The organism is Streptomyces sp. NPDC057616 (assembly GCF_042800575.1).
Lineage (GTDB): Bacteria > Actinomycetota > Actinomycetes > Streptomycetales > Streptomycetaceae > Streptomyces.
The window spans coordinates 285,546-299,183 of the sequence record NZ_JBHVGU010000006.1; the positions used below are offsets into that span (position 1 = coordinate 285,546).

Here is a 13,638-nt window from a genome sequence, read left to right on the forward strand (position 1 = left end):
CCCCGTTGTCCCACGAGCACGAGCACGAGCACGCGCAAGAGCACGAGACCGAGCACGAACTCCGCGTCCTCAACCCCGCCACCGAGGAGGTCGTCGCCACCGTCCCCGCCGCCACCGCGGCCGACGTGGACACGGCCGTCGCGCAGGCCACCCGCGCACAGCAGCGGTGGGCCGCCCTGCCGCCCGCCGACCGGGCCCGGCTGCTGCGCCGCTTCGCCGACGTCGTCGACGCCCACGTGGAGGACCTGGCGCAGCTGGAGGTGCGCGAGGCGGGCCACCTCCTCGGCAACGCCCGCTGGGAGGCCGGCAACGCCCGCGACCTGCTGCTGTACTCGGCGGGCGGCGCCGAACGCCTCCTCGGCCGGCAGATCCCCGCACCCGGCGGCTGGAACGTCACCTTCCAGGAACCGCTCGGCGTGGTCGGTGTGATCGCCCCCTGGAACTTCCCGATGCCCATCGCCGCCTGGGGTTCCTTCCCGGCCCTCGCCGCGGGCAACGCGGTCGTCCTCAAGCCCGCCGAGACGACCCCGCTGACGGCGCTGCGCCTGGCCGAACTCGCCCTGGAGGCGGGCCTGCCGGAGCATCTCTTCCAGGTCCTGCCCGGCCACGGCCACATCGCCGGACGCGCGCTCGTCGACCACCCCGGCGTGGCAAAGATCGTGTTCACCGGCTCCACCCGCACCGGCCGCGACGTCATGGAGCGATGCGCCCGCCTGGTCAAGCCGGTCACCCTCGAACTCGGCGGCAAGAGTCCCAACATCGTCTTCGCCGACGCAGACCTCAAGACCGCCGTCGACCCCTTCTCCTTCCTCGACAACTCGGGCCAGGACTGCTGCGCCCGCACCCGGATCCTGGTCCAGGAGACGGTGTACGAGGAGGTGCGCGAGCTGCTCGCCGACGCGCTGGCCGGCGTCGTCGTGGGCGACCCCGCCGACGAGAAGACCCGGATGGGGCCGCTGATCAGCCGTCAGCAGCTGGACCGCGTACGGTCGTTCGTGCCGGACGAGGCTCCCGCCCTGCGCGGCAGCTCGCCCGACGGGCCCGGCTTCTGGTTCCCGCCGACCGTCCTCACCGGCGAGCGCCCCGACTCCGACGCGGCCCGCGAGGAGATCTTCGGCCCGGTCGCCGTCCTGCTGCCGTTCACCGACGAGGCGGACGCGATCCGGCTCGCCAACGACACCCCGTACGGCCTGGCCGGCTCGCTGTGGACCCGCGACCTGGGCCGTGCCCTGCGCGTCTCCCGGGCGGTCAGGGCCGGCAACCTCTCCGTCAACTCCCACTCCAGCGTGCGCTACTGGACCCCCTTCGGCGGCTTCAAGCAGTCCGGCCTCGGGCGCGAGCTCGGCCCGGACGCCCTGACCGCCTTCACCGAGACCAAGAACGTCTTCATCGGCACGGAAGGCCCCGCACAGTGACCGACACCCCTGTTTGCCGACGCCTGGTCGGCCGTACCGCCGTCATCACCGGAGCCGGCAGCGGCATCGGCCTCGCCACCGCCCGTCGGCTCGCCTCCGAGGGAGCGCACGTCGTCTGCGGCGACGTCGACGAGGCCCGCGGCAAGGCGGCCGCGGACGAGGTCGGCGGGATCTTCGTGAAGGTCGACGTCACCGACCCCGAGCAGGTGGAGGCGCTCTTCAGGACGGCCTTCGACACCTACGGCAGCGTCGACATCGCGTTCAACAACGCGGGCATCTCGCCGCCCGACGACGACTCCATCCTGGAGACCGGGCTGGAGGCCTGGAAGCGGGTCCAGGAGGTCAACCTCACCTCCGTCTACCTGTGCTGCAAGGCCGCCATCCCCTACATGCGCCGGCAGGGCCGGGGCTCCATCATCAACACGGCGTCCTTCGTGGCGAGGATGGGGGCGGCCACCTCCCAGATCTCGTACACCGCGTCCAAGGGCGGCGTCCTCGCCATGTCCCGCGAACTGGGCGTCCAGTTCGCCCGCGAGGGCATCCGCGTCAACGCGCTCTGCCCGGGACCGGTCAACACCCCGCTGCTCCAGGAGCTGTTCGCGAAGGACCCGGAGCGGGCCGCCCGCCGCCTGGTGCACATCCCGGTCGGCCGGTTCGCTCAGGCCGAGGAGATCGCCGCCGCGGTCGCCTTCCTGGCCAGCGACGACTCGTCCTTCGTCAACGCCACCGACTTCCTGGTGGACGGCGGGATCTCGGGCGCGTACGTCACGCCCCTGTAGGCGGGACACCGTGTACTGATCGTCAGGCCTCGTCCTAGAGTGCCGGAATGAGCATGTCGCCCCCGCCCGGCTGGTACCCCGACCCGTCGGCCCCCCACCTGCAGCGCTGGTGGGACGGCACCGCCTGGACCGAGCACCGCAGCGCGGCCACCGTGCCCGTGCGGCAGCCGGCTGCGGGCGCCGGCTTCGGCCGCGCGAAGGTCGTCGCACTGGTCGCGGCAGGTGCCGTGCTCGTCGCGGCGATCGTCACGGGCGCGGTCTTCCTCGGCGGGAGCGACGACGGGGACGGTCCGGACGTGCAGACCGCGCCGAACCCCGTCGCCACCGGCGCGGGGCCGACGAGCAGCAGCTCCTCGCCGTCGCCCTCGCCGTCCACCTCCGGGCCCTCCGCCGACGACCCGTCCGTCGTCACCGACCAGCTCAACGGCATCACCCTGCCGCTGCTCGACGGCTGGGTCAGGCCGCAGTACGTCGCCGAGGACGACGTCGTCATGACCACCGACGGGACCTACGACTGCCCCGGTGACTCCGGCGTGTGCCGGCACGGCCTCGTCATCTCCCGCACGGTCAGCCAGAGCGACGAGTCCTCCCCGCGGGTGCTCGCCCGGCAGGACGTCGCGGACGCCGCCGACGCCGCCTACGACCGCGACCTGGTCGGCCGCCGGCCCTTCGGCGGCATCGAGTCCCACCGCCAGGTCAAGGCCGGCCAGATCGCGGTGGCGGGCCGGGCCGGGTACTTCGTGCGCTGGCGCGTCACCACGGCCAAGGGCCCAGGCGGCTACGTCGAGTCGCTCGCCTTCCCCTCCACCGTCGGTACCGAGGCGCCGGTGATCGTCCGGTTCGTCTTCGACGCGGGCGAGGCCGGCCCGCCGGTCGCCGACATGGACCGGATCGCCAGGGGCATCCGGCCGATCGACGACGCGGCGACCGGCGGCGGGGTCGGCAGCAGCATCGGCCCGAGTCGGTGACGGGCCGGGCCGTGCCTCACAGGAAGGTGTGACCTTCTCCGCGGTACGTCGGGACCGTCGACGTGACGGTGTCGCCCTCCACGAGATGCAGCACGTCGAACCGCTCGCACAGCTCACCGGCCTTGGCGTGCCGGAACCACACCTTGTCGCCGATCAGCAGGTCGTCCGCGGGGGAGCCGAGCAGCGGCGTCTGCACCTCGCCGGGTCCCTCCTGGGGGTCGTAGCGCAGCCCCTCGGGCAGGTGCGGCACCGGCAGGCGGTCGGGTCCGGCCGCACCGGAGGCGGGATAGCCGCCACCCAGCACCGTCACCACCCCGACGCCCGGCCGCCGCACGACGGGCAGGGCGAACAGGGCCGCCGGACGCCCGCTGAACGACGTGTAGTTGTCGAACAGTCGCGGCACGTACAGCCCGGAGCCGGCGCCGATCTCGGTGACCGCGTCCTCCGCCGCCGTGTGCTGCACGCTGCCGGTGCCGCCGCCGTTGACGAACTCCAGGTCGGGCACGACGGCCCGCACCGCCCGCACCACCGCGCCGCGCCGCTCGGCCAGCTCCCGGCGGGCGGTGGCCTGCATCAGCCGTACGGCACGCGAGCGCAGCGGCTGTCCGGCGACGGCGTCGCCGACGCCCGCGATGTGGCCCTCGTAGGCCATGATCCCCACGACCTTGAAGCCGGGGCGCCGGGCCACGGCGCGGGCCATGTCGGCCACCTGGGCGGGGGAGTGCAGCGGCGAGCGGCGCGCGCCGACGCGCACGCGGCCCCCGAACAGCTTGAGCGAGGTGTCCAACTCCAGGCAGACGCGGATGACTTCGCTCCCGCCGTCGCGCGCCTCGTCGATGAGGCGCAGCTGCGCCGGGTCGTCCACCATCACGGTCACGGCGGCGGCGAGCTTCGGGTCGGCGGCGAGCTCGGCGTAGGAGGCGCGGTCCGCGGACGGGTAGGCGAGCAGGACGTCGTCGAAGCCGCTGCGCGCCAGCCACAGGGACTCGGCGAGCGTGAAGGACATGACGCCGGTGAACCCGTCCCTGTCCAGGACCCGCTCCAGCAGGGCACGGCAGCGTACGGACTTGCTCGCGACGCGGATCGGCTTGCCGCCGGCGCGGCGGACGAGATCGTCCGCGTTGGCGTCGAAGGCGTCCAGGTCCACGATGGCCAGCGGTGCGTCCAGATGGGCGGTGGCCCGGTCGAAACGGGCCCGGTCGGCGGCGCGCGCAGTCATGAACGAAGCCTGCCAGACAGGATTACCGCAGGGTAGGGGGACGTTCCGGGCAGATGCCCCGGGCTCGTGGACTGGTTCCCGTATCGACAGGAGCAACCCGTAGAGTGACGCGCACGTACGGCGGAACGACGTCGGCCGCACACCGCGCTCGGGGATGTCTCTCCGTTCGTACGGGTATGCGTGCCCCGGGACGGACCGAAACCCGGCGTCGACCGGTTGAGCGCACGGACGGCGGCCCGCGTACAGGTAGTCGGTCCGGGCGCGAGGAAACGGGGGGTGCATGAGCACGGAAGCGCGGCACGCCTCCATCCCGCCACGCCCGTCCAAGCCCCCGGCGGCCGGCCCGGACCAGGCGGCCTCCGAACCCGCGCGTACCGCGGACGACACCACCAGGTCCGAGGGCGTCTGGTCCCCGTGGCGCACCTCCGAACCGTTCGACGCGTTCGCGCGCCGCGGCCCGGCGCGCGACACCCGCGACGCGGAGGAGGTCCCGGCGGAGCGACGGGAGTCCGCAGCCGCCACGGACCGCGGCCCGGAGCGCCCCCAGGAGACCCGCACCCAGGACGGCCACCCGTCGGACTCCCGCACCCAGGACGGCCACCCGTCGGACTCCCGCGCCTCGGACGGCCGCACCTCGGACACCCGCACCCGCTTCCCGAGCCTCCGGGCGCCGTCCGACCCGCCCCCGCCGCAGGCCTCGGCCCGCTTCCCGGACGCCCCGCCGTCGGCCGGACGCGAGGAACGGCGCCAGGAGCCGCGCGAGGAACAGCGCGACGGCGCCGGCCCGGACGCGCCGGCACGGGTCGTGCCGCCCCGCCCGGCCCACCGCCCCGGCATCCCGCCGCACCGTACGAGCGCCCCCGCGGAGACCACCCAGGAGTCCACCAGGCGCCTGCGCCCGATCCCCGGGCAGACCGCGCCCGTACCCCCGCCGCCACCCCCCGCACGGGAACCCGCGGGACCCGACCCCGCGCTCTCCTGGAGCGCCCCCGCCGCGCCTGCCGCCCCCGCCGCACCCCACGCCTCCGGCGCGCCCGCCCCGACGCCGGGCTCCGTGCGGCCGGTCGTGTCGTTCGGGGAGCCCGAGGGGTACGACGAGCAGGCCCGGCCGCGGCCGCTCGGGATGCGGATGCGCCCGCGCACGGCCGCCGTCGGCGTCTGCCTCGTGCTCGGCCTCGGCCTCATCGGCGGTGCCGTGACCGGCAGTTGGCTGGTCGGCGGCGGTGGCGAGGGCGGCACCCAGGACACCTACGCCGCGGCCGGGACCCTCTGGCACAGCGTGCCCGTGGACCGTCTGTTCCCGCCGACCGTGCAGGGCACGGGCGCCGGACCCGGCGGCGCCGACCGCACCTGGACACGCGTCGCCGTCGCACCGGACACCGGCTGCAAGAACGCCTTCGACCCGCTCCTGCGCAAGGCGCTCGCCCCCGTGGGCTGCCGGCGGCTGCTGCGCGCCACGTACACCGACGCCACCCAGAGCTTCGTCACCACCGTCGGCCTGATGTTCACCAAGGCCGACGCCGCCTCCATGGACGCCCTCGCCAGGCGCTTCCGGAACGAGGGCCTCGGCACCCGCACCGACCTCATGCCCCGCCCCTACGCCGAGAAGGGCACCGCCGCCGCCCGCTTCGGCCCCGAGCAGCGCGCCTCGTGGACCGTCTCGGTGCTCACCGACGCCCCCGTCGTCGTCTACGCCGTCTCCGGCTGGGCCGACGGCCGCAGCGTCGACACCCCGGTCCCGGCCGGGCAGGCCACGCAGTCCGGCGCGGCCTCCGCCCCCGCCCAGGCCGGCCTCGGCAACGAGGCCCAGGGACTCGCCGACCGCATCGAGCGGTCCCTGCGCAAGGACGTCACTTCGCCCACGGAGAAGCCCTCGTGAAGCGCCGTACCGGAGCCGGGGACGGGGCGGGGGCGAGGCGCCGGCTCGGCACGCTGAGCGTCCTGCTCGCCGCCTCGCTCGCGCTCGTCCCGCCCACGGTCGCGCACGCCGACGGCATACGCGCACAGCAGTGGGCCCTCGACGCCATGCACACCCAGCAGGCGTGGCAGAGCACCAAGGGCAAGGGCATCACGGTCGCCGTCCTCGACACCGGCGTCGAGGCCGGCCACCCCGACCTCGCGGGCAACGTCCTGGCCGCGAAGGACATGATCGGCTTCGGGGCGAAGCAGGGCGACCGGGCGTGGGCCCGGCACGGCACCGCCATGGCCGGGATCATCGCCGGGCACGGCCACGGGCCCGGCGACGGCGACGGCGTCATGGGCGTCGCGCCCGAGGCGAAGATCCTCCCCGTCCGCGTGATCCTCGAGGACGGCGACCCGGCCCGCACCAAGGCCCGCAGCACCCGCGGCAACGCCCTCGCCGAGGGCATCCGCTGGGCCGCCGACCACGGCGCCGACGTCATCAACCTCTCCCTCGGCGACGACTCCGCCTCCGCCCACCCCGAACCCGCCGAGGACGAGGCCGTCCAGTACGCCCTGAAGCGGGGCGTCGCCGTCGTCGCCTCGGCCGGCAACGGCGGCGAGAAGGGCGACCACGTCTCCTACCCGGCGGCCTACCCGGGCGTCATCGCCGCGACCGCCGTCGACCGCTTCGGCACCCGCGCCTCCTTCTCCACCCGCCGCTGGTACGCCACGGTCAGCGCCCCCGGCGTCGACATCGTGATCGCCGACCCCGACCACAAGTACTACGAGGGATGGGGCACCAGCGCGGCCTCCGCCTTCGTCTCCGGCGCGGTCGCCCTCATCAAGGCCGCCCACCCCGGGCTCACCCCCGCCCAGATCAAGCAGCTCCTCGAGGACACCGCCCGCAACGCCCCCTCCGGCGGCCGCGACGACTCCCGCGGCTTCGGCATGATCGACCCGGCCGCCGCCATCAAGGCCGCCGGCCGCCTCAAGCCGGAGGGCCTCCAGGTGGCGTCGTACGGCGACAAGTACTTCGGCCCGGGCCCGGACGCCGCCAAGTCGTCCGACGCCACCAGCGGCTGGGCCGCCCCGCTCGCGGGCAGCCTCGGCGGCGTCCTGCTCGTCATGGCCGTGATCATGTGGCGAGGCCGCCGCATCCGTTACGAGGGCCGGTGATCAGGCGCTGCCGGTCAGCGCCCCTACCGCCGCCTTGGCCGTCGTCTCGACGAGGGTGATTCCCTGCGCCTTCGTCGAGTTGCCGTTCGACAGGACGGCCACCAGGCAGTCCCGGCCGTCCACCGTCACGCGGCCGATGCTGTTGATGTCCCACAGGCCCGTCGTGCTGCGGGCCAGCCAGCCGTTCTTCAGCGCCCACTCCGAGCCGTCGGCGGCGGCCGAGACGCCCCAGTGCTGGTCGGCGGCGATCTGCGCCATCAGCCCCTGCAGATACGTCCGGGACGCCTCGCTCAGCTCCGAGTCGTCCCCGAACACCTGGCCCAGCAGCGTGAGTTGATCGGCGGCGGTGGTCTGGGTCAGCCCCCACAGCATCCCGTCGCCCCCCTCGGTGCCCGTGAGCCCGAGCCGCTCGTTGGCGGCGTCGAGCCCGTCCGCCTCGCCGATGATCCGCCACAGCGCCGACGCGGAGTCGTTGTCGCTGTTCTCGATCATCGCGGTGGCGTACGTCTTCTCGGCCGCGGTGAGATGCCGGTCCGCGTCCTGCGCCTGCAGCAGCAGCGCCGCCAGGATGTCGACCTTGACGATGCTCGCGGTGTCGAAGGCGCCGTCTCCGTAGGAGGCGCTCGCGCCGGAGTCCAGGTTCAGCACCGCCACCGACACGTCGGCGCCGTCCTCGACGGACACCGACTTCATGGCGGTGGTCAGCAGCGCGTCGTGGTCGACCGCCGCCTGTGTCACGGATTCCACGGATTCCTCCCCGTCCGCCGTGGCCGAGGTGGAGGCCGACGCCGTCGCGGACGACGATACGGCGACCTTGCCCGAGTGCGCCTGAGCCTTCACGTACACCGTCCCGGCGGCCGTAGCGCCCACGACGGTCAGGGCGGCGAGGGCGACGTGGAGCACGGACCTGGTCCTGGGCGGGCGCGAACGGCGGCCTCTGTGGGCTCTGGGGGACTCCATGCCGCGATGCTCGGGGCGGCGACTGTGCGTGCCGTTAGACGGACGTTAGATGTGTGTCAGGGGATTCTGAGAAAGCGGTGAAGGCCGTGAACGACCGGTTTCCGGGGCCGCACAAGCCCAGCAGCATCCCCCCTATAGGGTCGGTGACCGTGGCGAACAAGAACATTCCCGACCCCGGCTTCTCCGACGACGACGGCTCCGCCGACCCCCGGCTGAGCGCGGCGCTCGCCGCCTGGGCCGAGGACCGCACCGCCGTCGGCCCCGTCCTGGAGGCGCTGAAGGGCGCCCGGCTCCTCGTCCCCGTGGTGGCCGTCCTGGGCGAGGTCGAGGAGGACGAGAACGGGCTGCGCCGCGAGAAGACCAGCGACATGGCCGTGCCGACCCTGAAGGCCGGGTCCCGGACCGCGCTGCCGGCCTTCACCTCCACCGACTCGCTGTCCCGCTGGGACCCGGCGGCCCGCCCCGTCGCCGTACCCCTGCACCAGGCCCTCCAGGCCGCCGCGCACGAGAAGGCGGACACGGTGGTCCTGGACCTGGCCGGGCCGGTGCCGTTCGAGCTGACCGGACCCGCGCTGCTCGCCCTCGCCGAGGGGCGTACGACCACCGACCCGCTCACCGACCCCGCGGTGCGGCAGGCGGTCCGCGCCGCCGTCGAGGCCGAGCCGTCCGTGCTGCGCGCGCACCTGGGGCCCGGCCGGGCCGACGGCACCCTCGCCCTCGTGCTCGACGCCTCCGCGGCACCCGACGAGGCCGCCCGCGCGGTCGCCGGGCGGCTGGCCGCCGACGAGACGCTGAGGGCCCGCCTGGTGCGCGGCCTCGACCTGGCACTGCTGCCGGCCGGGGCGACGCCGCCGGGCGAGCCCTTGTACGTAAGGTGATCGACTAGCCGTAGATCGGGCCCGTGTACTTCTCGCCCGGCCCCTGACCCGGCTCGTCCGCCACGAGGGACGCCTCGCGGAAGGCCAGCTGGAGCGACTTCAGGCCGTCGCGCAGCGGGGCCGCGTGGAAGGAGCTGATCTCGGTCGCGGACGCGTCCAGCAGGCCGGCGAGGGCGGTGACCAGCTTGCGCGCCTCGTCCAGGTCCTTGTACTTGTCGCCCTCCTCGGTCAGGCCGAGCTTCACCGCGGCGGCGCTCATCAGGTTGACGGCGACCGTCACGATCACCTCGACCGCGGGGACCTCGGCGATGTCGCGGGTCATGGCGTCGAAGTCGGCGGGGGACTCAGGAGGGGTGTCACTCATGCCCCACACGATAGGGCCCGGTGCACACCGGTTCGCACCACCCCCGGGTTGCTGCTAACCTTGTGTGACGACCGGCCGGACGTGCGCGACAGCGAGCGGCCCGGCCCACAAGTGGAGGCTCCGATCTCCCACCTGACCGTCCCCCGGGACGGCGGGTCACCCCGGTCAGGCGACCACCATCGTTCCGTACGGACGATGGAGTCGTCCGAAAGCGCGCCCCGCGGCATCGCGGCGGTGCTCCGGTAGTGCTTGGAGCCCCGCCTGTGATCGTCCGGGGCATTTTTTGTGCTTCGGTGCGGTTAGGTCTGTCGAAAAGAGACAAACGCGGCTGTCCGCCAGACCGCCGTGTGGTGCTAACCGAGGAGGATCCATCAGCGCCGAGCCCCGCATCAACGACCGGATTCGCGTTCCCGAGGTGCGACTTGTCGGTCCCAGTGGCGAGCAGGTGGGCATCGTCCCGCTGGCGAAGGCACTGGAGCTTGCCCAGGAGTACGACCTCGACCTCGTCGAGGTGGCGGCGAACGCCCGTCCGCCCGTGTGCAAGCTCATGGACTACGGGAAGTTCAAGTACGAGTCGGCCATGAAGGCCCGTGAGGCGCGCAAGAACCAGGCGCACACGGTCATCAAGGAGATGAAGCTCCGGCCGAAGATCGACCCGCACGACTATGACACCAAGAAGGGTCACGTCGTCCGGTTCCTCAAGCAGGGCGACAAGGTCAAGATCACGATCATGTTCCGTGGTCGCGAGCAGTCCCGGCCCGAGCTGGGCTACCGACTGCTGCAGCGGCTCGCGGAGGACGTCCAGGACCTCGGTTTCGTCGAGTCGAACCCGAAGCAGGACGGCCGCAACATGATCATGGTTCTCGGTCCGCACAAGAAGAAGACCGAGGCGATGGCCGAGGCCCGCCAGGCGCAGGAAGCCCGTAAGGCCGAAGCGAAGGCCAACCCCGGCAAGTCGCAGAACGCCGCGGACGCCGAGAGTGTCGAGTCCGCGACGGACACGGCCGAGGCTCCTGCCGAGGCTTCCGCCGAAGCGTGACCCCCGGGGACGCGAGTCCCCAAGGACGTAACCGATACAAGAGCGACGTTCCACCGTGCCCGGTTTCCGTGACCGGGCACCGGAACGCCACCGACGAGGAGATAACGGCGCCATGCCGAAGAACAAGTCGCACAGCGGTGCCAGCAAGCGCTTCAAGGTCACCGGCTCCGGCAAGGTGCTCCGCGAGCGCGCCGGCAAGCGCCACCTGCTCGAGCACAAGTCGTCGCGCCTGACGCGTCGCCTCACCGGCAACGCCGAGATGGCCCCGGGCGACGCCAAGAAGATCAAGAAGCTTCTCGGCAAGTGACGTGAGCGGCGCCCGCACGGAGCGCCGTACGTCAGGACCGGGACCCAATCGTTTCCGGGCCGTGTGAGTCCAACCGCGGCCCCGCTACAAGGAGTTAAAAAGTGGCACGCGTCAAGCGGGCAGTCAACGCCCACAAGAAGCGCCGGGCGATCCTCGAGCAGGCCTCCGGCTACCGCGGTCAGCGTTCGCGCCTGTACCGCAAGGCCAAGGAGCAGGTCACCCACTCGCTGGTCTACAACTACAACGACCGCAAGAAGCGCAAGGGTGACTTCCGCCAGCTGTGGATCCAGCGCATCAACGCCGCTGCCCGCGCCAACGGCATCACGTACAACCGCTTCATCCAGGGCCTGAAGGCCGCCAACGTCGAGGTCGACCGCAAGATCCTCGCCGAGCTGGCCGTCAACGACGCCACCGCGTTCGCCGCGCTGGTCGAGGTCGCCCAGAAGGCGCTGCCCGCCGACGTCAACGCCCCGAAGGCCGCGTGACGCTGCGCTGGCTCCAGGCCGACGTGACTTGTACGGACCCGCGGGTTATACCTGCGGGTCCGTTGCGTTGAGTGGAAGTTGGTTGCTGAAAGTGAGTGGCATGCCCCCGGTCGCCCCCGAGTTGATCTCTCCCCGTTCCCCGCGGGTCTCGGCCGCTCGACGGCTGGCCAAGCGGAACTTCCGGGGCAAGGAGCGGCTGTTCCTCGCGGAGGGGCCGCAGGCCGTGCGCGAGGCGGCCGGGCACCGGGACACCATCGTGGAGCTGTTCGCCACGGTCGAGGCCGCGGAGCGCCACGCCGACATCATCGGTGAGGCCCGGGCCGCCGGGGCCCGCGTCCACCTCGCCTCCGAGCAGGTCGTCGCCGAGATCTCGACGACGGTCACCCCGCAGGGGCTGGTCGGGATCTGCCGGTTCGTGGACACCCCGTTCGCGCAGATCCTCGCCGCCCGGCCCAAGCTGGTCGCCGTACTGGCGCATGTCCGCGACCCCGGGAACGCCGGGACCGTGCTGCGGTGCGCCGACGCCGCCGGGGCCGAGGCCGTCGTGCTGACCGACGCCTCCGTCGACCTCTACAACCCCAAGGCCGTACGGGCCTCGGTGGGCTCGCTGTTCCACCTGCCGGTCGCCGTCGGCGTCCCCGTGGAGGAGGCGGTCGCCGGGCTGAAGGGTGTGGGCGTCCGGATCCTCGCCGCGGACGGCGCCGGAACCGACGACCTCGACGACGAGCTCGACAAGGGCACCATGGGCGGGCCGACCGCCTGGGTGTTCGGGAACGAGGCGTGGGGGCTCCCGGAGGAGACCCGCGCACTCGCGGACGCCGTGGTGCGCGTCCCGATCCACGGGAAGGCCGAGAGTCTGAACCTCGCCACCGCGGCCGCCGTATGTCTCTATGCGTCGGCCCGTGCACAGCGCGCCGCCGGAGGGTGCCGCTCCGTCACCGCGAGCTAGTAGGGTGACCAGCCCGGGGGGGCCACCTGCGCCGTCTGAGAGGTGGGGTACGGGGATGAGTGTCGGCACGAGCAGGGCACGCGGCGCGCGTCGCACGCCCGCGCCCCGGCACGGCGACCTCGCCGAGCTCGGCATCGACCCCGACGAGCTGCCCGACGGCCTCGTCGTCGCCGACGAGCACGGCCGCGTCATCTGCTTCAACGCCGCCGCGGAGCGCATCACCGCGGCCCCCGCCGCGGAGGTCCTCGGGCAGCGGCTGGAGAAGGCGCTGCCCCTGGAGGACCTCGAGGGCCGCCGCTGGTGGCAGCTGACCGACCCCTACGGCGGCCTCGCCATCCGGGTCCGCCAGCCCGAGCGCAACCTGCTGCTCCCCGGCGGCCGGGAGGTCCTCGTCTCGGCCCGGTACGTCCGCGGCGAGCCCACCGGCCCGGTCCGCCGCGTCGTGGTCTCCCTGCGCGACACCGAGGCCCGCCGCCGCACCGAGCGCAGCCACGCCGAGCTGATAGCGACGGTGGCCCACGAACTGCGCTCGCCCCTCACCTCGGTGAAGGGCTTCACCGCCACGCTCCTCGCCAAGTGGGAACGCTTCACCGACGACCAGAAGCGGCTGATGCTGGAGACCGTCGACGCCGACGCCGACCGGGTCACCCGGCTGATCGCGGAGCTGCTGGACATCTCGCGGATCGACTCGGGGCGGCTGGAGGTCAGGCGCCAGCCGGTCGACATCGGCGCGGCCGTCGGACGGCACATCCAGGCCTACGTCGCCGCCGGCCAGCCCGCCGACCGCTTCCTGCTGCGTCTGGAGCAGCCGCTGCCCGCGCTGTGGGCGGACCCCGACAAGGTCGACCAGGTGCTCAGCAATCTGCTGGAAAATGCCGTGCGGCACGGCGAGGGAACCGTCACGATTGACATCACGGCCACGGCGTCCCCGCGCGAGGGGGAGGACGCCGGCACGTCGGTCACGGTGAGCGACGAGGGGCCCGGCATCCCGGAGGAGTCCATGAACCGCGTCTTCACCCGCTTCTGGCGGGGCAGCAAGCGCGGCGGCACCGGCCTCGGGCTCTACATCGTCAAGGGCATCGTCGAGGCCCACGGCGGCACCATCACGGTCGGCCGCGCCCCCGGGGGCGGAGCCGAGTTCCGATTTACCTTGCCCGTGGCGGCGCCGGCGTATCTCGCCTAGCGGCCCACGGGCGC

13 protein-coding genes and 1 pseudogene are annotated in these 13,638 nt (G+C 73.3%); 11 read left to right on the forward strand and 3 right to left on the reverse strand.

Annotation, left to right across the window (positions count from 1 at the left end; genetic code table 11):
- Positions 1-5: 5 nt before the first annotated feature.
- Genes ACFU97_RS09955 through ACFU97_RS09965 form a run of 3 tightly spaced genes read left to right on the forward strand, consistent with a single transcriptional unit; the run spans position 6 to position 3,162 of the window.
- The gene (locus tag ACFU97_RS09955) at positions 6-1,415 is read left to right on the forward strand and encodes an aldehyde dehydrogenase family protein (protein WP_384253370.1); all 1,410 of its coding nucleotides are present in this window, start codon (positions 6-8) and stop codon (positions 1,413-1,415) included.
- Positions 1,412-2,194, forward strand: a complete 783-nt coding sequence (locus ACFU97_RS09960; protein WP_384253372.1) for a 3-oxoacyl-ACP reductase — start codon at positions 1,412-1,414, stop codon at positions 2,192-2,194. Before ACFU97_RS09955 ends, ACFU97_RS09960 begins: the two co-directional genes overlap by 4 nt.
- Positions 2,195-2,247: 53 nt before the next feature.
- A complete protein-coding gene (locus tag ACFU97_RS09965; RefSeq protein WP_384253486.1) occupies positions 2,248-3,162 on the forward strand; it encodes a DUF2510 domain-containing protein in 915 nt (304 codons plus the stop codon).
- Between the two features lie 16 nt (positions 3,163-3,178).
- On the opposite strand, the gene ACFU97_RS09970 is transcribed toward ACFU97_RS09965, so the two are convergent.
- On the reverse strand, positions 3,179-4,381 hold the full coding sequence (locus tag ACFU97_RS09970; protein ID WP_384253374.1) for an amino acid deaminase/aldolase: 1,203 nt from the start codon (positions 4,379-4,381) through the stop codon (positions 3,179-3,181).
- 280 nt (positions 4,382-4,661) lie between these two features.
- On the opposite strand from ACFU97_RS09970, the gene ACFU97_RS09975 reads away from it, so the two are divergent.
- Complete coding sequence (locus ACFU97_RS09975) at positions 4,662-6,260, forward strand: hypothetical protein (protein ID WP_384253377.1); 1,599 nt, start codon at positions 4,662-4,664, stop codon at positions 6,258-6,260.
- Positions 6,257-7,459 carry a type VII secretion-associated serine protease mycosin gene (mycP, locus tag ACFU97_RS09980; RefSeq protein ID WP_384253379.1) on the forward strand — a complete coding sequence of 401 codons (1,203 nt, stop codon included), beginning with the start codon at positions 6,257-6,259 and terminating at the stop codon, positions 7,457-7,459. Before ACFU97_RS09975 ends, mycP begins: the two co-directional genes overlap by 4 nt.
- Here mycP and ACFU97_RS09985 read toward each other — a convergent pair whose 3' ends face one another.
- Positions 7,460-8,419: a serine hydrolase gene (locus ACFU97_RS09985; protein ID WP_384253381.1), complete on the reverse strand. Its 960-nt coding sequence runs from the start codon at positions 8,417-8,419 to the stop codon at positions 7,460-7,462.
- A 149-nt stretch (positions 8,420-8,568) separates the two neighbouring features.
- Between ACFU97_RS09985 and ACFU97_RS09990 the strand changes: the two genes are divergently transcribed.
- Positions 8,569-9,297: an SseB family protein gene (locus ACFU97_RS09990; protein ID WP_384253384.1), complete on the forward strand. Its 729-nt coding sequence runs from the start codon at positions 8,569-8,571 to the stop codon at positions 9,295-9,297.
- Between the two features lie 4 nt (positions 9,298-9,301).
- Here the strand turns inward: ACFU97_RS09990 and ACFU97_RS09995 are convergent, their stop codons facing one another.
- Positions 9,302-9,661, reverse strand: a complete 360-nt coding sequence (locus ACFU97_RS09995) for a DUF1844 domain-containing protein (protein ID WP_384253386.1) — start codon at positions 9,659-9,661, stop codon at positions 9,302-9,304.
- A 345-nt stretch (positions 9,662-10,006) separates the two neighbouring features.
- Between ACFU97_RS09995 and infC the strand changes: the two are divergent.
- The 5 genes and pseudogenes from infC (at position 10,007) to ACFU97_RS10020 (ending at position 13,624) form a co-directional block, all read left to right on the forward strand.
- Positions 10,007-10,700: pseudogene (infC, locus tag ACFU97_RS10000) on the forward strand (translation initiation factor IF-3).
- Positions 10,701-10,812: 112 nt separating this feature from the next.
- Positions 10,813-11,007 carry a 50S ribosomal protein L35 gene (gene rpmI / locus ACFU97_RS10005; RefSeq protein WP_007829094.1) on the forward strand — a complete coding sequence of 65 codons (195 nt, stop codon included), beginning with the start codon at positions 10,813-10,815 and terminating at the stop codon, positions 11,005-11,007.
- A 101-nt stretch (positions 11,008-11,108) separates the two neighbouring features.
- Complete coding sequence (gene rplT / locus ACFU97_RS10010) at positions 11,109-11,492, forward strand: 50S ribosomal protein L20 (protein WP_004933571.1); 384 nt, start codon at positions 11,109-11,111, stop codon at positions 11,490-11,492.
- Positions 11,493-11,592: 100 nt separating this feature from the next.
- The gene (locus ACFU97_RS10015; RefSeq protein WP_384253388.1) at positions 11,593-12,441 is read left to right on the forward strand and encodes a TrmH family RNA methyltransferase; all 849 of its coding nucleotides are present in this window, start codon (positions 11,593-11,595) and stop codon (positions 12,439-12,441) included.
- Positions 12,442-12,496: 55 nt separating this feature from the next.
- A complete protein-coding gene (locus ACFU97_RS10020; RefSeq protein WP_384253390.1) occupies positions 12,497-13,624 on the forward strand; it encodes an ATP-binding protein in 1,128 nt (375 codons plus the stop codon).
- The last annotated feature ends 14 nt before the right edge of the window (positions 13,625-13,638 follow it).